At 73.1% G+C, this 21,608-nt stretch carries 10 protein-coding genes; 3 read left to right on the top strand and 7 right to left on the bottom strand.

The features are described from left to right. From Adu01nite_RS46930 to Adu01nite_RS46915, 4 genes are all read right to left on the bottom strand, one after another. On the bottom strand, positions 1-765 hold a 765-nt coding region (locus Adu01nite_RS46930; protein WP_203735918.1), incomplete at its 3' end, for a beta-ketoacyl synthase N-terminal-like domain-containing protein. Positions 766-803: 38 nt separating this feature from the next. Beyond that, on the bottom strand, positions 804-5,840 hold the full coding sequence (locus Adu01nite_RS48705) for a type I polyketide synthase (RefSeq protein WP_438871120.1): 5,037 nt from the start codon (positions 5,838-5,840) through the stop codon (positions 804-806). Between the two features lie 14 nt (positions 5,841-5,854). Continuing rightward, complete coding sequence (locus Adu01nite_RS46920; protein WP_203735916.1) at positions 5,855-12,448, bottom strand: type I polyketide synthase; 6,594 nt, start codon at positions 12,446-12,448, stop codon at positions 5,855-5,857. A 158-nt stretch (positions 12,449-12,606) separates the two neighbouring features. Next, a complete protein-coding gene (locus tag Adu01nite_RS46915) occupies positions 12,607-13,080 on the bottom strand; it encodes a GbsR/MarR family transcriptional regulator (RefSeq protein WP_203735915.1) in 474 nt (157 codons plus the stop codon). A 156-nt stretch (positions 13,081-13,236) separates the two neighbouring features. Here Adu01nite_RS46915 and Adu01nite_RS46910 point away from each other — a divergent pair, with 156 nt between their 5' ends. Genes Adu01nite_RS46910 through Adu01nite_RS46900 form a run of 3 tightly spaced genes read left to right on the top strand, consistent with a single transcriptional unit; the run spans position 13,237 to position 16,576 of the window. Then, entirely contained in the window at positions 13,237-14,169 is a 933-nt protein-coding gene (locus Adu01nite_RS46910; protein ID WP_203735914.1) for an ABC transporter ATP-binding protein, read from the top strand. Further along, the gene (locus tag Adu01nite_RS46905) at positions 14,166-15,761 is read left to right on the top strand and encodes an ABC transporter permease (RefSeq protein ID WP_203735913.1); all 1,596 of its coding nucleotides are present in this window, start codon (positions 14,166-14,168) and stop codon (positions 15,759-15,761) included. The genes Adu01nite_RS46910 and Adu01nite_RS46905 overlap by 4 nt, the downstream gene beginning before the upstream one ends. A 35-nt stretch (positions 15,762-15,796) precedes the next feature. Further along, on the top strand, positions 15,797-16,576 hold the full coding sequence (locus Adu01nite_RS46900; RefSeq protein WP_239133236.1) for an aldo/keto reductase: 780 nt from the start codon (positions 15,797-15,799) through the stop codon (positions 16,574-16,576). 28 nt (positions 16,577-16,604) lie between these two features. On the opposite strand, the gene Adu01nite_RS46895 is transcribed toward Adu01nite_RS46900, so the two are convergent. The 3 genes from Adu01nite_RS46895 to Adu01nite_RS46885 all read right to left on the bottom strand — a co-directional run. After that, on the bottom strand, positions 16,605-17,990 hold the full coding sequence (locus tag Adu01nite_RS46895) for an NAD(P)/FAD-dependent oxidoreductase (protein ID WP_203735912.1): 1,386 nt from the start codon (positions 17,988-17,990) through the stop codon (positions 16,605-16,607). Continuing rightward, complete coding sequence (locus Adu01nite_RS46890) at positions 17,987-19,192, bottom strand: cytochrome P450 (RefSeq protein WP_203735911.1); 1,206 nt, start codon at positions 19,190-19,192, stop codon at positions 17,987-17,989. The genes Adu01nite_RS46895 and Adu01nite_RS46890 overlap by 4 nt, the downstream gene beginning before the upstream one ends. An 87-nt stretch (positions 19,193-19,279) precedes the next feature. Continuing rightward, on the bottom strand, positions 19,280-21,608 hold a 2,329-nt coding region (locus Adu01nite_RS46885), incomplete at its 5' end, for a type I polyketide synthase (protein ID WP_203735910.1).

Raw genomic sequence — 21,608 nt, 5'->3', positions numbered from 1 at the left:
GTCTCCCGCCAGCCCCTGCTGACGGGAGAAGTCGACGAACAGGCCGGGCGTGGCCATCACCGTGACGCCGCCGGCGAGGGCGAGAACGCATTCGCCGTTGCGCAGCGCCTGCACCGCGAGGTGCAGCGCCACCAGGGAGGAGGAGCACGCGGTGTCGACCGTCACCGCAGGACCCTCGAGGCCGAAGGTGTACGCCAGGCGACCGGACGCGGCGCTGGCCGCCGTGCCGGTGCTCAGATAGCCGGCCACCTCCTCCGGGACCTCCCGCACGTCGGTGCCGTAGCCCTGCGGAACCATCCCGGCGAACACGCCGGTGGCGCTGCCCTTCAGCGACGTCGGGTCGATGCCCGCGCGCTCGAACACCTCCCACGCCGTCTCCAGCAGCAGCCGCTGTTGCGGGTCCATCGCGACCGCCTCGCGTGGGCTGATGCCGAACAGGTCGCCGTCGAACTCGCCGGCGCCGCGCAGGAAACCGCCCTCGGCGACCGCGCTCAGCCCGTTGCCGTCGGCCCCCGGCGAGGTGAGCAGGTCGAGGTCCCAGCCGCGGTCGGTGGGGAACGCGCCGACCGCGTCGCCGCCGCCGGCAACCAGATCCCACAGGTCGTCGGGTGAATCCACACCACCGGGGAAGTGGCACGCCATCCCGACGATCGCGATCGGCTCGGTCTGCCGCCCCTCCACCTCTTGCAGCCGTTGCCGCGTCTCGCGGAGGTCGGTGACCATGCGGTTGAGGTAATCGCGAAGCTTGGTGTCGCCGTCGGTCATTGCGTTGCTCCCGCACGTTGTGGGGCTGGGGTGGCGGGTCAGGATCCGCCGAATTCTCGGTCGATCAGGGCGAAGATCTCGTCGTTGGATGCCGACTCGACGTTGGGCGTGGGGTCGGCGGCGCCGTCGTCCGCACCCCCGGCGCCGGGAGTCGCGTCGCCGCGCAGCTCGCGGGCCAAGGACTCCAGGCGGCGACGCAGTCGTTCGCGGTCGGTCTCGTTCGGTGGCGTCTTGGCCAGCGTGGCGGCCAGCCGGTCGATGTCCTCGAAGTACCCGGATGGTCCCGCAGCTGCGCCCGGGTCGATCTGCACGGCGAGGAACTGGGCCAGCGCGGCCGGGGTGGGATGGTCGAAGACCAATGTGGACGGTAGTCGCTTGCCGGTCAGGGCGTTGAGCCGGTTGCGCAGTTCGAGCGCGGTGAGGGAGTCGAAGCCGATATCGGAGAACGCCTTGTCGGGGGCGACGGCGCCGGCTCCGGTGTGCCCCAGGACCTCACCGACCTGGGTACGCACCAGGTCGAGCAGGAGGCGTTCCCGCTCGGCCGGCGCATGGCCGGCCAGTTGCTGGGCGAACTCCTGCGCGCCGGCGGCGGCCGCCTGGTTGGCCGCCTCGGTGGCGGCCACCACCGCCTGTGCCTCGGCGATGTCCAGGAAGAACCGGCTGGGCCGGTCGGCCGAGAAATGCCCGGCGAACCGGCTCCACTCGATGTCGATGATGACCGGGGCCGGCTCGTCGTGATCGAGGGTTTGCTGCAGGGCGGCCAGACACAGCTCCGGGTCCATGTCCATCAGGCCGTGCCGGCGTGCCCGCTCCCCCGCCGGCCCGCGGGCCATGCCGGCTCCGGCCCACCGGCCCCAGGCCACCGCGGTGGCCGGAAGGCCGTCAGCGCGGCGCTGCTCGGCCAGCGCCTCGAGGAAGGCGTTGCCGGGCGCGTAGTTGCCGAGCCCGGGCGAGCCGAAGGTGGCGGCGAACGAGGAGAACAACACGAACGCGTCCAGTTCGAGATGCCGGGTCAGCTCGTGCAGATGCAGAGCGCCGTGCATCTTGACCCGCAGGACGTGGTCCATTCTCTTCGGGGTGAGCCCGTCGACGAGCCCGTCGTCGAGAACGGCGGCGGCGTGGAACACCGCGGTCAGCGGATGCTCGGCGGGAACAGCCGCCAGCAGCCGCGCCACCTCCTCCCGGTCGCCGAGGTCGCAAGCGATGACGTCGACGCTCGCGCCGCGTGCGCGGATGTCCTGTGCCAGCTCAGTGGCTCCGGGTGCCTCCTCGCCCCGGCGGCTGGCCACCACGACGTGGCTCGCGCCGCGGGCGGCCAGCCACCGGGCGACGTGCGCGCCGAGACCGCCGGTCCCGCCGGTGACCAAGACGGTGCCACGGGGCTGCCAGGTCCGCACCGGCTCGTCGTCGGCCGGCCGGGAGGGCAGCGGCGCGCGCAGCATCCGGCGGACGAACAGGCCTTGTGACCGTACCGCGACCTGGTCCTCGCCGTCCGTGCCGGCGAGCGCCGCGACGAGCAGCCCCTGTTCCCGTTCACCTAGTTCGGCCGGCAGGTCGAGAAGGCCGCCCCAGAGCCGAGGCTGCTCCAGTGCGATCACCAGGCCCAGGCCCCAGACGAGTGCGTCGGTGGCCCGGGCGACGTGCTCGTGCTCGGAGACCGCGACCCCGCCGCGGGTGGCGCACCACAGCGGCACCTCGACGCCCCGGTCCAGCAGGGCCTGCACCAGGGTCGTTGTCGCAGCGAGTCCGGCGGGCACCCCGGGGTACTCCGGATGGGACCCCTCGTCGAGTGACAGCAGGGACAGCACACCGGCGAGGTCACCGGGGTGGGCGTCGGCGAGCGCCGTCGCGAGCTGCGCCCGGTCCTCCTCGGCGGGGCCGTCCGTCGGGCCGGGCAGGATGACCGGGACCGCCTCGGCCCCGGCCCTGCGCAAGGCACGCAGGCAGCCGGTGACGATCGAGGCGTCGGCAAGGCCGGCGGGGACGACCACGGCCCAGGTGCCGTGCAGCTCAGATCGTGCGGGTGCGGGCGACGGTTGCCAGGCGACGCGGTAGCGCCAGCTGTCCAGCATCGTCTCGGACGTCCGTCGCCGGTGCCAGGTGGCGAGGGCGGGCAGCACGGCGTCGAGCGGCTGGTTTCCGTCCACGCCGAGGGCGTCGGCGACGGCGGCGACATCCTCCCGGTCGACGGCCGCCCAGAACTGGGCCTCCGCCGCGCCGACAGGACCGCCGGCGACGGTGCTGGGGCCGGCGCCCGTCGGTGTGGCGTCGAGCCAGAACCGCCGCCGCTGGAACGCGTAGGTGGGGAGCTCGACCGGCGGCCGGCCGGCGGCGTCGCCGAGCACGGCGGTCCATTCCACGGGCAGCCCAGCCACGTACGCTTCGGCGAGCGAGGTGAGGAAACGGTCGGGACCACCGTCGCCCCGGCGCAACGATCCGACGGCGACGGCCTGCTGCCGCCCGGCCGCCTCGGCGACGGCCAGCACCTCCGGGGTGAGCACGGGGTGCGGGCTGACCTCGACGAACGTGCCGAAACCGTCGGCGACCACCGACTGGATGGCCCGCTCGAACTGGACGGTCGCCCGCAGGCCGCGGTGCCAGTACTCGCCGTCGAGTGTCGCGGTGTCGATGGTCGCGCCGGTGACGGTGGAATAGAACGGCACCCCGCAGGAACGCGGCGCGGTCGGGGCGAGCGCGGTGCGCAGCCGCTCGGCAATCGTCTCGACCTGCACGGTGTGCGAGGCGTAATCGACAGCGATCCGCCGGGCGCGGACTCCGTCGGCGATGCACGCTTCGAGGAGCTCGTCCAGCGCGTCGGGCGCACCGGCCAGGACCGTCGCATTCGGCCCGTTGACGGCGGCGACCTCGACCCGGCCGGCCCACCTGCCGGCCAGTTCGCCGGCGGCTCGGGCCGGCAGCATGACCGAGACCATGCCGCCGTGACCGGCCAACTGTTCACGGATCGCGAGGCTGCGCAACGCCACGACGCGGGCGGCGTCGGCGAGGGTCAGCGCGCCGGCGATGTGGGCGGCCGCGATCTCCCCCTGAGAGTGGCCGACGACTGCGGCGGGCTGGACCCCGCAGGCGCGCCAGAGGCGGGCCAGGGAGACCAGCACCGCGAACAGCGCCGGCTGGACGACGTCGACCCGGTCGGTGTCCACATCGCTGGCCTGCGCACCGCCGCGCAGCGCGTCGAGCACGGGCCAGTCGAGGTGCGGCTGCAGCGCCTCGGCGCACTCGGTCAGAGCCTCCGCGAAGACCGGCGAAGCGTCGAACAGGGACGCGGCCATGCCGGGCCACTGCGAGCCCTGTCCGGGGAAGACGAAGACCGCTTTGCGTACGAGTGCCTCGCCGGTGACGACGTGGTCTGCCGGAACACCCCGCGCCATCGCGGCGAACCCGTGCAGCAGCCCGTCGCGGTCGGCGGCCACCACGACGCCGCGGCTGTCGAAGGCGGTGCGGGTGCTGACGAGCGCCTGCTCGACGGCGAGCGGGTCGAGATCGGGGCGGCCCTCGAGGTGGTCGTGCAACCGGGCGGCCTGCGCCCGGAGGGACTGCCGGTCGCGTCCGGAGACCATCCACGTCACCGGCCGCGGACCGGCGAAGACCGCCGGGCGGTCCGGCGCCGATCGGCCTTCCGGCTCCGGCTCCGCGGGCGGAGCTTCTTCGAGCACGATGTGCGCGTTGGTGCCGCTGACCCCGAACGCGGAGATGCCGGCCCGGCGTGGGCGGTCCGTGAGAGTCCAGGGCCTGGCTTCGGTCAGCAGCGACACCGCGCCGGCCGACCAGTCCACCTGCGAGGTCGGCTCGTCGACGTGCAGGGTCGCCGGCAGCATGCCGTGCCGCAGCGCCTGGACCATCTTGATCAGGCCGGCGACGCCCGCGGCGGCCTGCGTGTGGCCGAGGTTGGACTTGAGCGAACCGAGCCAGAGCGGACGCTCGGCGGGGCGCTCCCGGCCGTAGGTGGCCAGCAGCGCCTGAATCTCGATCGGGTCGCCGAGCGTGGTGCCGGTGCCGTGCCCCTCGACCACGTCGACGTCCGCGGCGCTGATCCGGGCATCGGCGAGGGCGTCCCGGATCACCCGCTGCTGGGCCGAGGCGCTGGGCGCGGTGAGCCCGTTGCTGGCACCGTCCGAGTTGATGGCGGAGCCGGTGACCACGGCCAGCACCGGGTGACCGTGCCGGCGCGCGTCGGACAGCCGCTCCAGCACGACCATCGCCACGCCCTCGGACCAGCCGGCACCGTCGGCACCGTCGGCGTATGACTTGCAGCGGCCGTCGTGCGCCGCCCCGCGCTGCCGGGAGAACTCGACGAACGCCGCCGGGGCGCACATCACCGCGACGCCGCCGGCCAGCGCGAGGCCGCATTCCTCGCGGCGCAGGGCGTTCGCCGCGAGGTGCACCGACACCAGCGACGAGGAACAGGCGGTGTCCACGGTGACCGCCGGGCCCTCCAGGCCGAGGGCGTAGGCGACCCGGCCGGAAATCATGTTCGGCATGCCGCCGGAGCCCAGGTAGCCCTCGACCTCCGGCACCTCCGCCAGCCGCGGCACGTCCAGGCGCTCCACGTACCAGGAGGTCTGGGCGCCGATGAACACCCCGGTGCGGCTGCCCTTGAGCGCTGCCGGGTCGATCCCGCCGCGCTCGATGGCCGCCCACGCCGCCTCCAGCACGAGCCGCTGGTTGGGGTCCATCACCAGCGCTTCCCGCGGTGAGATGCCGAAGAACTCGGCGTCGAAGTCGGCCACGTCGTAAAGGAAGCCGCCCTCGCGGACGTAGGCGGTGCCGGGGACGTTCGGGTCCGTGCTGTACAGAGCGGGCAGGTCCCAGCCGCGGTCGGCCGGGAACGGGCCGATCGCGTCGCCGCCGGAGGCCACGAAGGCCCACAGGTCGTCCGGCGTGGACACCCCGCCGGGCAGCGCGCAGGACATCCCGACGATCGCGATCGGCTCGTGGCGGGCCGCCTCCAGCTCCGCCGTGCGCTGCCGGCTGCGGCCCAGCTCGGCGCCGACCCGCTTGAGATAGTCGCGAAGTTTGTCCTCGGTACTCGCCGTCATCGGCGTTTCCTCCCGGATCCGTTCCGCGGTTTTCAGGAGCCGCCCAGCTCCTGGTCGATCAGCTCGAACATGTCGTCATCGGAGGCGGACGCGAGGCTGCCCGCGTCCAGCGCGCCGCCGTCGCGGGACTGCCGGTGGCCGCCGTTCCAGGTCCACAACATGGCCTCCAGGCGCTTGGCGACCGCCACCCGAGTGATCTCGTCCGGTGCCGTCGCCGCCAGTGCGGCCTCCAGCCGATACAGGTCGTCGAACACCGCGTCGCCCGGGTCGCCCTCGGGGTCGATCTCGTCGCGCAGGAAGCTCGCCAACTGGGCCGGCGTCGGGTGGTCGAAGACCAGCGTCGCCGCCAGTTGCAGCCCGGTGGCGGCGGCCAGCCGGTTGCGCAGTTCCACGGCCGTCAGCGAGTCGAAGCCCAGATCCTTGAACGCCCGGTCGGGGTGAATCAGGTCCGGGGTGCTGTGCCGCAGGGTGGCCGCGGTGTGCGACCGGACCACGTCCAGCAGCAGCTCCTCCTGCTCCTCGACGCCCAGGCCGGCCAGCCGATCGGCCAGCTCGGCGTCGGCGGCGGCGCTCGCCTGCGCGGCGGCGCGGCGTACCGGCGCGGAACGCACCAGGCGGCGCAGCAGCGCGGGCAGTTCGCCCGCGGCGGCGAGGCCGCGGAGCGCGGCAAGGTCGACGCGGGCCGGCATCAGGACCGGCTCGTCGAGCGCCAGCGCGGCGTCGTAGAGGACCAGCCCCTCCTCGGAGGTCAGCGGCACGACGCCGCTCTCCCCGATCCGGGCCATGTCCACCTCGGTGAGACGGCCGGTCATGCCGGTGGCGCGGGCCCAGTAGCCCCAGGCGAGCGAGGTGCCGGGCAGCCCGGCCGCCCGCCGGTGCTGGGCCAGGGCGTCCAGGAACGCGTTGCCGGCCGCGTAGTTGGCCTGGCCGACGGCGCCGTGCACCCCGGACGTCGACGAGAACAGCACGAACTGGGCGAGGTCGAGATCGCGCGTCAGCTCGTCGAGATTGACCGCGGCGTCCACCTTGGACCGCAGGACCCCGGCCAGCCGGTCGGGTGTCAACGAGACGAGCAGCCCGTCGTCGAGCCGGCCGGCGGCGTGGATGACCGAGGTCAGTGGGTGCTCGGCCGGGATCGCCTCGATGACCGCCCGCAGCGCGTCGCGATCGGCCGCGTCGCAGGCGGTCACCGTGACGCGGGCGCCGACGGTGGTCAGCTCCGTGACGATGTCGGCGGCGCCCGGCGCCTGTTCACCCTGCCTGCTGACCAGCACCAGGTGCCGGGCTTGCCCGGTGACCACCAGGTGCCGGGCGACGAGTCGGCCGATGGTGCCGGTGCCGCCGGTGATCAGGGTCGTGCCCTCGGGCTCGGGACGGCGCGGAACGGTCAGAACCAGCTTGCCGGTGTGCCGGGCCTGGCTCATCCAGGAGAACGCCTCGGCGGCCCGGAGCAGACCGAAGGCGCGCGTCGGCAGCGGCCGCAGGACACCCTGGCCCAACAGGTCGACGACGATCGCCAGCAACTCACCGATGCGCTGCGGGTCGGGGTCCTCGAAGGGCCGGTAGTCCACTCCTCGGTAGTCGCTGGCGACCTGGGCGGGCTCGCGGATCTCCCGCTTGCCCAGCTCGATGAAGCGCCCGCCGCGCGGCAGGACCCGCAGCGAGGCGTCGACCAGCTCGCCGGTCAGCGAATTGAGTACCACGTCGACGCCCCGGCCGTCGGTGGCCGCCAGGAAGCGGGGCGCGAAGTCGGCGTCGCGAGAGGACGCCAGGTGCGCTTCGTCGACCCCGAGCGCGGCCAGCGCTGCGTGCTTGCCGGGGCTGGCGGTGGCGTAGACCTCGGCGCCGAGGTGCCGCGCGATGGCGACCGCAGCCATGCCGACGCCGCCGGCCGCGGCGTGGATGAGCACGGACTCACCCGGCTGCACCTCGGCCATCGCGGTGAGCGCGTGATAGGCGGTGACGAACGCGATCGGGGCCGACGCGGCGCGCTCCCACGACCAGTCCCGCGGAACCGGCACGACCATCCGGGCGTCCGCCACGGCGACCGGCCCGAACGAGCCGGGGAAGATGCCCAGCACCCGGTCACCGACCGCGAGCCCGGCCACGTCGGGGCCGACCTCGGTGACCACGCCGGCGCCCTCACCGCCCATGCCGACCTGCCCGGGCACCATGCCGAGGGAGACGAGCACATCGCGGAAGTTCAGCCCGGCCGCGCGGACCGACAGCCGCACCTGGCCGGCGCGCAGTGGCGCGGCGGCCTCCGGCGCCGGCACCAGTGCCAGGCCTGACACGTCGCCGGGGGCCACCGTGTCGAGCTGCCAGGCGTCCGCACCGACGGGCGGGCTGAGCGGGACGGAGGTGGCCGCCCGGACCAGCCGGCCGACGTGGCCCGCGCCGCCGCGCAGGGCGACCTGCGGCTCGCCGGCCGACAGGGCGGCAGCGACGGCGGCGGGCAGGGCAGCCCAGGAGGGACCGGTGTCGTCGAGGTCGAGGAGCATGAACCGGTCGGGGTTCTCCGCCTGCGCCGAGCGGACCAGTCCCCACACGGCGGCCTGCGCCGGCGCGATCGACGAATCCTGGCCGTCGATGCTGACGGCGCCGCGGGTGAGCAGGATCAGCCGCGAGGCGGCGACGCGCGGCTCGGCGAGCCATCGCTGCAGCAGGTCGAGGGTGGCCGCGGTGGTGGCATGCGTGATCGCGACGGTGCCTTGCGGGCGCGTCTTGCTCTGCACGTCGGATGTGGGTGCGCACGCGAGGACCACGCCGGGCGCGGGGATGCCGGCGTCGATGTCGAGGGCCAGCAGGCCGAGGTCCGGGGCTGACTGCGGGATGATGCCGGCGCCGCGCAGGCCGGCACGGACGCCGAGGGTGTCCGGACCGAGCAACGCCCAATCCGCGGCGCCGCCCTCGGACCCGCCGGAGTCGGCCGCGAGGGGGTTCCAGTCCAGCCGGAACAGCCGGTCGTCGCCCCGGCCCGGTGCGTCAAGATCGTGTGCCGCGACCGCCCGCATGACCATGGACTCGATCTCGGCGACCGGGGCGCCGGACGGATCGGCGGCGGTGATGGCGATGCCGTCGCCGCCGGTCGGGGTGAGCCGCACCCGCAGGACCGCGGCGCCGGCGGCGGTCACCCGCACGCCGGTCCAGGCGAACGGCAGCCGGACGTCGGCGCCCTGGTCCCGCGGGAGGAAGGCGAGGGCGTGCAGAGCGCCGTCGAGCAGCGCCGGGTGCAGGGTGAAGCGCTGCGCCTCGGCCTGCCGGTCGCCGGGCAGGGCGATCTCAGCGAACACCTCGTCGCCGCGCTGCCAGGCCGCGCGCAGACTGCGAAACGCGGGCCCATAGGCGTAACCGGCCTCGGCGAGGTCGTCGTAGAGCGATCCGATCTCCACCTCGGTGGCGCCGGCGGGCGGCCACTCGGCGAACTCGCCGGTCGAAGCCGGATCGATGCCGACCGGCGCCGGCTCCAGGGCGCCGGTCGCGTGGGTGGTCCACGGCGCGTCCTGGTCGCCGTCGTCGACCCGGCCGAAGATCTGCAGCTCTCGCCGGCCGGCATCGTCGGGTTCGCCGATGAGAACCTGGACCTGCACGGCTTCGCCGAGGATGAGCGGCGCGTGCAGGGTCAGCTCCGCCAGCCGGCCGCAGCCGACCTCGTCGCCGGCCCGGACCGCGAGGTCGACGAACGCCGCGCCGGGAAGCAGGACCGTGCCGGAGACCGCGTGGTCGGCGAGCCAGGGCTGCGCGGTGAGCGACAGGCGACCGGTCAGCAGCAGGCCGCCGTGCCCGGCCAGCTCGACGGCGGCGCCCAGCAGGGGGTGGCCGGGCGAGCGCAGGCCCGCGCCGGTCACGTCGGCGCCGGCGGGCTTGTCCAGCCAGAACCGGTCGCGCTCGAACGCGTAGCCGGGCAGCTCGACCCGGCGACGGGTGGCCCCGAGCACCTGCGTCCAGCGCACCGGCAGACCGGCCGTCCAGGCGGTCGCCAGCGACAGCCAGAGCCGGCCGAGGTCACCCTCGCCGCGGCGCAGCGTGCCGACGGTGACGGCGGGCCGTTGCCGGGCCTCGGCGATCTCGGCGATCGCCGTGGTCAGCACGGGGTGGGCACCGACCTCGACGAAAGCGGAGTAGCCGGCGTCCAGAAGCGCGCCGACGGCGTCGGCGAACCGCACCGGCTCGCGCAGGTTACGCGTCCAGTACGCGGCATCGAGCGGCGTGTGGTCGTCGAGCTGACCGGTGAGCGCCGAGGCGAAGGGCACGGATCCGGTTTGTGGGTGGATCCCGGACAGGGCCGCGGCCAGGTCGCCGGCGATGGCGTCGACCTGCGCCGAGTGCGAGGCGTAGTCCACCCCGATGCGGCGTGCCTGCAAGCCGTCGGCGTCGCAGCGTGCCATCAGCTCGTCCAGGCCGGCGGGTTCACCGGACACCACGGTCGTGGCCGGCCCGTTCACCGCGGCCACGGACAGCGGCGCCTGGATCGCCGCGAGCAGGTCGCGCACCCGCTGCTGCGACCCCGCGACGGACACCATCCCGCCGTGGCCGGACAGCCGCTCCGCGATCAGCTTGCTGCGCTGCACCACGACGACGGCGGCGTCGGCCAGCGCGAGCCGGCCGGCCACGCACGCGGCGGCCAGCTCGCCCTGCGAGTGGCCGACGACTGCGTCCGGCGTGACGCCGTAAGCCTGCCAGACCGCGGCGAGCGAAAGCATCACCGCGAACATGACCGGCTGCATCACGTCGACCCGCTCGAGCGTGGCCGGGTCTCCGTCGCCGCGGGCGGCCGCCAGCAGGGAGGTGCCCAGCAGTGGATCGAGCACCTCGGCGCACTCGGCCATCCGGGCGGCGAAGACGGGCGAGGTGTCGAGCAGCTCGCGGGCCATGCCGGTCCACTGCCAGCCCTGGCCCGGGAAGACGAAGGCGACCCGGTGATCCGCGTCCGGACCGGCGTTGCCGTCGACGACGATCGGACTGGGCGTGCCGGTGGCGAGGTCGCGCAGGCCGGCCTCGGCGGTTGCCCGGTCGGTGGCCACAACGACGGCGCGGTGCTCCATGACCGAGCGGGTGCCGGCCAGGGCCCGGGCGATGTCGGCGAGCGGGACCGCGGCGCCGGCCTCGGCCGCCTCGGCCGCCAGGTAGTCGGCCAGCTTGGCCGCCTGAGCGCGCAGTGAGGTGCCGGTGCGCGCGGAAACGACCACCGGGATCGGGGCGGTCACCGGCGCGTCCTGTTCCTCGGCGGCCTCGGCCTGCGGCGCCTCCTCCAGCACGACGTGCGCGTTGGTGCCACTCACGCCGAACGACGACACCGCCGCGCGCCGTGGCCGGCCGTTGCGCTGCCAGGTGACCGGCTCGGTCAGCAGCCGCACGTGCCCGGACGACCAGTCGACCTCGGGTGTCGGCGCGTCGACGTGCAGCGTGGCCGGCAGCAGGCCGGCGCGTAGCGCGAGCACCATCTTGATCACCCCGGCGACCCCTGCCGCCGCGCCGGCGTGACCCATGTTCGACTTGATCGAGCCCAGCCACAGCGGGCGGTCCGCAGCCCGGTCCCGGCCGTACGTGGCCAGCAGTGCCTGTGCCTCGATCGGGTCGCCGAGCGTGGTGCCGGTGCCGTGGGCCTCCACCGCGTCGACGTCGGCGCTGCTGAGGCCGGCATTGGCCAGCGCCTGCCGGATGACACGCTCCTGCGCCAGGTTGTTGGGCGCGGTCAGCCCGTTGCTCGTGCCGTCCTGGTTGACCGCCCAGCCGCGGATCACGGCCAGCGGCTCGCGGCCGTTGCGGCGCGCGTCGGAGAGCCGTTCGAGCAGCAGCAGGCCGCAGCCCTCGGCCCAGCCCGTGCCGTCGGCCGCCGCCGCGAACGACTTGCACCGGCCGTCCGGGGCGAGGCCGCGCTGGCGGCTGAACTCGGTGAAGATGCCGGGGTGCGGGATGACGGTGACGCCACCGGCCACGGCCATGGTGCAGTCGCCCTGCCGCAGCGCCTGACCGGCGAGCTGGATGGAGACCAGCGAGGACGAGCACGCTGTGTCCACCGTGACGGCCGGGCCCTCCAGCCCGTACGTGAAGGCGATCCGGCCGGAGGCGACGCTGGTCATGGCGCCGGTGCCGGCGTATCCCTCGACCTCTTCGGGCACGCGGCCCAGGCGCTCGATATATCCGGAGGCGATCACGCCGACGAACACGCCGGTCTGGCTGCCGCGCAGGGTGGCCGGGTCGACTCCGGCGTCCTCGAACAACCGCCACGAGGACTCCAGCAGCATCCGCTGCTGGGGGTCCATGGCGAACGCTTCGCGCGGGCTGATGCCGAAGAAGGCGGGATCGAAGTCGGCCGCGTCGTGGAGAAACCCGCCGTCCTTGACGTAGCTCTTGCCCGGCCGGTCCGGATCCGGGTCATAGAGATCCTCGATGTCCCAGCCGCGGTCGGTCGGCATCCCGGACACGACGTCCCGGCCGTCGGCCAGAATGCGCCACAGGTCCGACGTGGAGTTGACCCCACCCGGGTAACGGCATGCCATGCCGACGATCGCGATGGGCTCCTGCCCGGCGGCCTCCAGCTCCTGCACCCGCGACTGCGACTCGTTCAGCGCGGTCGTGACCCGCTTGAGGTAGCCAAGCAGCTTCTCTTCGTTGTTCGCCATTCGACAGGGGCTCCTTCGAGCGAGCGCAGAGCAGGCAGAGCAGGCTGACAACGTCAGCCTTGCCTGGCACCCAAGAAGCCGCTACCCCTGTTGCGCGGAGGCGGCCGGACCCCTACCCGACCCCGGGGTGTCGCCGCCGCGGCCGAACTGATAGAAGGTCAGCTATCGAGCCGGAGTTCGGCTTTCCGGTCCCGCCAGCGTTTGATGAGCATCGGCATCTCGGCATGAACGAATTCGAAGAAGGTCAGCATCTCGGCGACCCGGGCGCCCGCAGGCGTGTCGGGGCCCAGCGACTGCACCACCTCGCGGGCCGAGCTCTCCCAATGGGCGACCATCCGGTCGCGGCCCATCGTCGCTTCGTACCAGACATCGTCGAACAGCCGGTAGTGATCCCGCCGGGAGCCGGGCTGGCGCTCACGGGTGATGAGGTTCAGCTGGGCGAGGTAGCGAACGGCGCCGGAGATGGCCGCCGGACTGGCCTGCAGCAGCTCTGCCGCTTCGGCGGCGGTGAGCCGGGCGGAGTCGGTGACCAGCAGCGCCGCGAAGACCCGGGCCGGCATCCGCGCCATGCCCGAGGCTGCGAGCGTGAAACTGAACCGCTCGATGAACTGCCGCACCGCCTCGTCGGGCATCGCGGAAATCCCCTCCGGCAGCGCCTCAGCCTGCGGAACTGTCGCCGGCGATCCCCCGTCGTCGTTGTGAGCCACCCGGTCTCCCCTCATCTGCGCAAGACTAGCCGAAACATCACAGTCTTCACTGTTTTGTGAAAACAGCGTAGCTTGGTGGGCATGACGACGCCCGTCTCCATATCCAGCCTGGTTAAAACTTTCGGCTCGACTCGCGCCTTGGACGGTTTGCATCTCGAGGTCGCCGAAGGCGAGGTACACGGGTTCCTCGGGCCGAACGGCGCGGGGAAAACGACTACGCTGCGAGTCCTTCTGGGGTTGCTGCGCGCCGACTCCGGCACCGTCCGGCTGCTCGGTGGCGACCCATGGCACGACGCGGTGGCCCTGCACCGCCGCCTGGCCTACGTGCCAGGTGACGTCACCCTCTGGCCCAACCTGTCCGGCGGGGAGGTCATCGACATGCTCGGCCGGATGCGCGGCGGGATGAACCCCAAGCGACGAGCCGAGTTGATCGAGCGATTCAACCTGGACCCGACGAAGAAGGGTCGCTCGTACTCCAAGGGCAACCGGCAGAAGGTGGCGCTGGTCGCCGGCCTCGCCTCCGACGTGGAGCTGCTCCTGCTGGATGAGCCGACGTCCGGGCTCGACCCGCTGATGGAGGCCGTGTTCCGCGACACCCTCCTGGAGGAGCGCCAGAAGGGCCGCACCATTCTGTTGTCCAGCCACATCCTCAGCGAGGTCGAGGCACTCTGCCACCGGGTGACGATCATTCGCAGCGGCCGCACGGTGGAGACCGGCACGCTGACCGAGCTCCGCCACCTGAGGCGGACCTCGATCGACGCGACGCTGGCGACGCCACCCCAGGGTCTGGACGGCCTTCCCGGCGTCCATGATCTCAGCGTGGACGGCACCAGGGTCCGCGTGCAGGTGGACAACGCGCACCTCGACGAGGTGCTGAGGGCGCTGACCACGGTAGGGGTCCGCAGTCTCGTCAGCCAGCCGCCCTCGCTGGAGGAGCTGTTCCTGCGCCACTACGGCACCGAGCCGACGGTGGACGAACGGGGACAGACCGAGACGGAGGCGCTGCCGCGATGAGCAACCACCTGACCGGCACCTGGGCCCTGCTGAAGCTGGCCCTGCGGCGCGACCGGATCATGCTGCCGGCATGGCTGGCGGTCCTCGTCGCGATGGCGGCCGGCAGCGCCGCCGCGACGATCCCGCTCTACCCGACCTTGGCGGAGCGGATCAAGGCATCGGAGACGATCAACACCACGCCGCCGGTGGTGGCGCTGAACGGCCTGATCTACGACGAGTCGTCCATCGGTGCGATCGCCATGGTCAAGTTGTCCGGCATCGGCGCCATCCTGGTGGCGATCCTGGCGATCATCCTGGTGGTGCGGCACACCCGGTCCGAGGAGGACACCGGCCGGCTGGAACTCGTCGGCTCCACCGTCATCGGCCGCCACGCCGCCCTCACCGCGGCGCTGATCATCGGGTTCGGCACCAACGTCGTGCTCGGCATCCTCACGACCCTGGGCCTGATCGCCGCGGGCCTGCCGGTGGCCGGTTCGGTGGCGTTCGGGCTCGGCTGGATGAGTGTCGGATTCGCGTTCGCCGCGATCGCGGCGGCCGCCGCACAGGTGGCGGGCAACGGCCGGGCCGCCAACAGTCTGGCGATCACGCTGCTCGGCGTCACCTACGTCGCGCGGGCGATCGGCGACACCGCCGGGCCGCGCTGGCTGAGCTGGCTGTCGCCGGTGGGGTGGCAGCAACAGCTCCGGCCGTTCGCCGGGGAGCGCTGGTCGGCCCTGCTGGTCAGCCTGGCCTTCACCGCCGTGGCCGTGGCGGGCACCTACGCGCTGGCGGCGCGACGGGATCTGGGCGCCGGGCTCCTGCCGGACCGGCCCGGCCGTGCCCGCGGGGCGGCCTTCCTGGGCTCCCCGCTGGGGCTCGTCTGGCGCTTGCAGCGGGCCGGTCTCGCGGCGTGGGCCATCGGCTTCCTGCTGCTGGGGCTGGTGCTCGGCAACATCGCCTCGAAGGTCGGCAACCTGCTGGACAACCCGGATCTGCAGGACATCATCCTCAGGCTGGGCGGTGAGAAGGGCATCACCGACGCGTTCCTCGCGGCCGAGTTCGGCCTGGCCTCCATCATCGTTTCGGTGTACGGCGTGCAGTCGATCATGCGTCTGCGGTCGGAGGAGGCCAACACCCGGGCGGAGCCGCTGCTCGCCACCGGGATCAGCCGGCTGGGCTGGGCGGGCAGCCAGGTCGCCATGGCGCTGTTCGGCACAACCATCCTGATGTTCGCCACCGGCCTCGGCGCCGGCCTGGCACACGGCCTGGCGCTCGGCGACGTCGGCGGTGAGCTGGGGCGCGTGCTGGGTGCCGCCCTGGCGCAACTACCGGCGATCTGGGTGCTCGTCGGCGCCGTGGTCGCGCTGTACGGGCTGGTGCCCCGCCAGGTCGTACTCGGCTGGGTGGTGCTCCTCGCGTTCTTCCTGCTGGGCGAGATGGGCCCGGTCCTCAAGCTCAATCAATGGGTGATGGACATTTCGCCCTACGCGCACAGTCCGAAACTCCCGGGGCCGACGCTCGACTACGGGCCGATCTTCGCGCTGGTGGCCGTGGCCGCCGTGCTCACCGCCGTGGGCCTGGTCTCGTTCCGCCGCCGGGACATCGTCGCCTGACAAGCACGGCTGGGGGATGAATATGGGGGATGGACATGGAACAGACCAACGACAGCATGACAGCGTCGCTGGCGGGCGGCGTCACGATGCCCCTGCTCGGATTCGGCACCTGGCAACTGCAGGGCCGCGCCGGGCAGGAGGCGATCCGGCACGCCCTCCAGGTCGGCTACCGGCACCTGGACACAGCGACCATGTACGGCAACGAGGCCGACGTCGGGCGCGCCCTGCGCGACAGCGGCGTCGACCGGCGGTCGGTGTTGGTCACCACGAAGCTGCCACCGGCGAACGCCGGCCGGGAGCGCAGCACGCTCACCGCGAGCCTGCGGGCACTCGGCACCGACCACGTCGACCTGTGGCTGGTCCACTGGCCGCCACGCGGCCGCGCCCACCCGCGGACATGGCAGGCCTTCCTCGCCGCTCGTGAGGAAGGGCTGGCCCGATCGGTCGGCGTGAGCAACTACAGCATCGAGCAGATCGACGAGCTGATCGCGGCGACCGGGCAGGCGCCGGCCGTCAACCAGATCCCGTGGAGCCCGTTCCGGCACGACAGCAAGCTGCTGGCCGAGCACCGGGACCGAGGCGTCGTCGTGATGGGATACAGCCCGCTCAAGGGCACCGACCTTCGCGACGAGACTCTCACCGGGATCGCGGCCCGGCACGGGGTGACACCGGCCCAGGTCGTCCTGCGGTGGCATCTGCAGCGCGGGATCCCGGTCATCCCGCGGTCGGGCAACCTGGACCGGATCGCGAGCAACTTCAACATGTCCGGCTTCATGCTCGACGCCGACGAGATGACCCGGGTCGACGGGCTGTGACCCGGGCCGGGCCATCCTCGCGACGCCGTCAGCCGTGCGCCGCGAGGATGGCCCGCTCCTCGTCCGTGAGCGGTGGACCGGTCAGCAGCGGCCGGTCGGCGGGACGGCGCAGCGCGGCCACGACGTCTGCCCCTTCCAGGCTGGTCAGCGGCGCCGACAACGTATTGACCCGGATCGTCGCCGCACTCACCACCGGTTCCCGCAACGCGGCCAGTCCGACAAGGTCCATCAGGTTGCGGCCCGATGCGCCGCGGTTGACGATCCGAGGGTCCACCACGTCGTAGCGACACTCCGGATAGCAGATGTCCTGCTGGGTGGCGAGCACCCACGCGTCGTCGACCGCGGCCACGACCGCGCGCTGGGCGGCCGGCGCCAACCCGGGCCCCGGTCCGAGCCGCCGCAGGTTGGCATCCAGCGCCAGCGCGCCCCGCGCCGCCGTGCTCATTCCGTGCCCGTACACCGGGTTGAACGCCGCGACGGCGTCGCCGAGCGCCACCAGGCCCTCCGGCCAGCCGTCAGCCGCCCCGTCCAGCCGCAGCCGCCGGTTGACGGTGCTGCGGGTCCCCCGGATCGGGGTAATCGGTTCCGCCGCGGCGATCAGCTCGCTGATCAGCGGGTGCCGGATGTTGCGGGCGAAGTCGAGGAACCCTTCCTCGTCCGTCGGCGGCTCACCGCCCCGGGTCCCGGACAGCGTGACGATCCACCGCCCGTCCTCGATCGGCAGCAACGCACCGTTCCGGCCCGGCAGCGCCACCCGGTGATCGGCGTAGAGGACCACCGGCGGGAACCGGCGCGGGGCCCGGTAGATCCGGGTCGCGTAGGCGATCCCGGTGTCCACGATGTCCTCCGCGATCGGCGGCGCGCCGAGCTCGGCCAGCCAGCGCCGCAGCCCGGACGCGCGACCGGTGGCGTTGACGACGAGGTCGGCCTCCAGCCGCGTCTCGGGTGCGCCGGCGGTCTGCACCCGCGCGCCGGTGACCTGGCCCGCCCCACCGCACAACCCGAGCACCGTGGTGTCCTCGAGCACGGTGATGCGCCTCTCGCGCAGCACATGCTCGCGCACCACCCAGTCGATCAGCGGACGACCGCAGGTGATCATGTAGCCGGTGGCCGGAAATCGGGGCACCCAGCCGTACGCGGTGAGCGAGACCGTGTCCTCCGGCAGCCCGATGCGGTGCGCGCCCAGTTCGAGCAGCCGGTCAACGGTGCCCGGGAGCAGGTGATCGATGATCGTGGCGCCACCGGCCATGAGCAGGTGCCCGTGCTGGGCCTGGGGCACACCGCGGCGCAACTGCGGCCCCTGCGGGTACCGGTCGCGCTCGACCACGGTGACGGTGTCGAAGTGTGCCGAGAGCACACGGGCGGCCAGCGTGCCGGCCAGACCGCCGCCGAGCACCAGAGCTTTGGTGGTCATACCGCATCCCCCCAGACGACCGGCAGCAGGCGGGGGCCGTAGGGGACGATGTTCTCCCGCATCGGCACCTCGTCGCCGGGGATCGCAAGCCGCATCGTCGGGAAGCGACGCAGCAGCGCGGCGTGCGCCACCTGCATCTCGATGCGGGCAAGCGTCTGGCCGATGCACTGGTGCACGCCGTAGCCGAAGGCCAGCTGGCGGGTGGCCGTACGCATGATGTCCAGCCGATCTGGCTCCTCGAACCGCCGTTCGTCGCGGTTGGCGGCGGACAGCGACAGCGTCAGCACCTCGCCGGCCCGGATCGACTCGCCGCCCAGCTCGACATCCTCCAGCGCCGCCCGGATCGGTCCGATGTGCAACGACGGCACGTACCGCATCAGCTCCTCGACCGCGCTCTCCACCAGTTCCGGCTGGGCACGCAGCAGGGCAAGCTGCTCCGGGTGCTGCAGGAGCGCGTACACGCCGAGCCCGATCATGTTGGCGGTGTTGTCGAACCCGCCGATGAGCAGCAGCGAGGCGACGCGGAGGATCTCCTCGACCGATAGCTGCCCGGAGATGACCAACTCGCTCATGATGTCGTCGGCCGGTTTCGCCCGCTTACGCAGCAGCAATTCGTACAGCATGCGGTGAATGGCGGCGGCGGCCGCCCGGGTCTCCTCCGGCGGCGAGTCGAAGCTGAACATCCGGGTGATCTCGTCGTGCATGACGCCGGCCTCCGCGTACGGCATGCCGACCAATTCACAGATGGCCAGTGACGGGATCGGGTAGGCGAAGACTTTCATCAGGTCGCACGGCTGGCCGGCCTCCTCCATCGCGTCCAGCCGCTGCTGCGCGATCTCTTCTACGCGCGGGATGAACTGGCGCATGCGGCGCATGGTGAAGTACCCGGCGAGCAGCTTGCGAAAGCGCGCGTGCTCGGGCGGGTCCATGAAGATGAACTCGCCGGGACCGGCCGGCACCCGCTCCATGTGGCCGAGCCAGGGCACGGGTAGCCGGACCAGCTCCTTGCGAGCGCTGAACCGCCCGTCGCCGAGCACCGCCTGAGCCTCGGCGTGGCCGGTGACGAGCCAGCCGATCGACCCGTCGGCGTAGACGATTCGGCTCACCGGCCGCCTGCTGCCCAGCCGGATCAGCTCCTCGGGCGGGTCGAACGGGGAACTCCGGTCGGTCGGGAGCGGGCGCGGCTCGTGGGTCTGTGTCATCAGAACTCCTGACTGCGTCGAGCGTTGTTGCTCGGGGTCGTGCACGGTTGGTCCGGTGCCTACTCGGCCGGCGGTCAAGGCCGGCGGTCAAGGCCGGCCCAGGGAGCGGTCGATAAGCGCGAACACGTCCTCCGCACTGGCGGAGTCGAGCGCTGCCGGTTCAAGCTCCGCCACGTCGCCGCGCCACCGGCGCAGCAGTGCCTCCAGGCGTTGGGTGACCAGCCTGCGGGTCTCGTCGTCGGGTTGCTCCGCGGCCTGCCCGGCGGTCACGTTCTCCAGCCGGTCGAGTTCCCGCAGGACAGGAGGGACGTCACCGTCGGGATTCAGTTCCGCGCGCAGGTGCCGGGCGACCGCGGTGGCCGTCGGATAGGTGAAGACCAGCGTCGCCGGCAACTGCAGGCCGGTCGACGCATTCAGCCGGTTGCGCAGCTCGACGGCGGTGAGCGAGTCGAAGCCGAGCTCCTTGAACGGCCGGTCCGCCCCGACAGCCGGTGACGAGCTCCCGTTGCCGCCGGTGTGGCCGAGCACGGCGGCGACCTGCCCGCGAACGACATCCAGCAGGATTTTGAGTTGTTCCGCCGCCGGCCGGCCGGCGATCCGCCGGGCGAGGCTGACGGGGGCCACCCCGTTGGCGCGCCGGCGGGACCGGTTCGGGACCAGCTCGCGCAGCAGCGGCGGCACCTGGTCGGCCGCCCGCACGGCGGCGAGGTCTGGCCGCCACGCCACCACCAGCGCGTCCGCGCCGCCGGCCGCCCGGTCGAACAGCGCCGGCGCGTCGGCGGCCAGCGGCTCCCAGGGGCCCCAGGCCAGCGCCACGGCCGGGCGACCGGCCTCGCGGCGACGCACGGCGAGGGCATCAAGGAAGGCGTTGGCGGCGCCGAACGCGCCCTGGCCGGCGTTGCCGAACACGCCGGTCGCGGACGAGCACAGCAGGAACAGGGACAGCTCGCGGTCGCGGGTCAGCTCGTCCAGATTGACCGCAGCGTCGACCTTGGGGCGCAGAACGGCGTCGAGTTGATCGGCCGTGATCGACCCGACCAGGCCGTCCGCCACCAGCCCGGCGCAGTGCACCACGCCGGTGAGGGCCGGCACGCTGTCCAGCAGGGCGGCGAGGGCGATGCGGTCGGCAGCGTCGCACGCCGCCACGGTCACCTCGGCGCCCAGCCCGGTCAGCTCCGCCACCAGTTCGTCGGCGAGCCCGGAGCGGTTGACCAGCAGCAGACGGTGCGCCCCGCGCGCGACGACGAGGTGCCGAGCGACGAACCGGCCCATCGCCCCCGTCCCGACGACCATCACGGTGCCGCCCGGCTCGACGGGGGCGGCCGGGGCGGAGGCGACCCGGGTGAGCCGGGGTGCCAGCAGAGCGCCGTCGCGGATGGCCAGCTCGGGCTCGCCGGACGCGACCGCGGCGGCCAGGAGCGCGTCGTCGTCGACGGTTTCGGTTTCGGTCTCGACCAGGACGAACCGGCCGGGCTGCTCGGCCTGGGCCGACCGGACCAGCCCGCGCACCGCGGCGTGCGCGAGGTCGCCGGCGCGGGTGACGACAACCAGCGTCTCGGCACCCGTCACGGTGAGTGCGGCCAGCGCCTGCATGGTCACCGTACGGACGGCGGACGGTAGCGGCTCGTCCACCGTGTCGCACCGGTGCACCCGTACGCCGCCGGGCCCGCCGTTGACACCGGGGACCGGCACCGGCACCAGATGCAGCCGGAACAGCACGTCGGCCGGCGTCCCACCCGCCTCGGCCGGAATCGGCCGGAGTGCCACGGATGCCGCGGTCAGCACGGGATTGCCTGCCTCGTCGGCCGCGTGCAGGGAGAACGTGTCCGCACCGGCCGGCGCGAATCGCACACGCAGGCCCGCGGCGCCGGCGGAATGCCACCGGACGCCGGTCCACGAAGCGGGCCATCGGCGCGCCGCGTCACCGGCGGCGTCCAGCGCGAGATCCAGCAGCGCTGGGTGGATGCCATATCGGGTCGCGCCGGCGTCTTGCTCGGCCGGCAGGGTGACTTCGGCGAAGATCTCGTCGCCGCGGCGCCATACGGTTTCTGTGCCGTCGGCCGGTTGGGCGCCGGGCGGCGGCCAGGCCGTCAGGTCGACCGTGCCGGCAGTGACGTCATCGGCGGCGGTGAGGGCGGCGGTCGCGTGCAGAGTCCAAACAGGACTTTCTGGGTCGATGTCGGGGCGGGTGTGGATGGTGGCGGTGCATTTTCCGCTGTCGCTGTCATTGGTGACGGCCACCTGGACCTGCACCGATCCCGTGTCCGGCAGCGTCATCGGGGTGTGCAGGGTCAGCTCTGTCACGTCCGGGCAGCCGACCTCCTCACCGGCACGCAACACCAACTCCAGCAGCAGGGTCCCCGGGGCCAGCACCATCCCGGCGACCGCATGATCAGCCAGCCATGGGTGAGTAGCG

It is taken from the genome of Paractinoplanes durhamensis (genome assembly GCF_016862175.1).
GTDB classification, from domain to species: Bacteria; Actinomycetota; Actinomycetes; order Mycobacteriales; family Micromonosporaceae; genus Actinoplanes; species Actinoplanes durhamensis.
The sequence above is the reverse complement of the archived record's forward strand: the minus strand, read 5'-3'. Positions and strand labels throughout refer to the sequence as shown.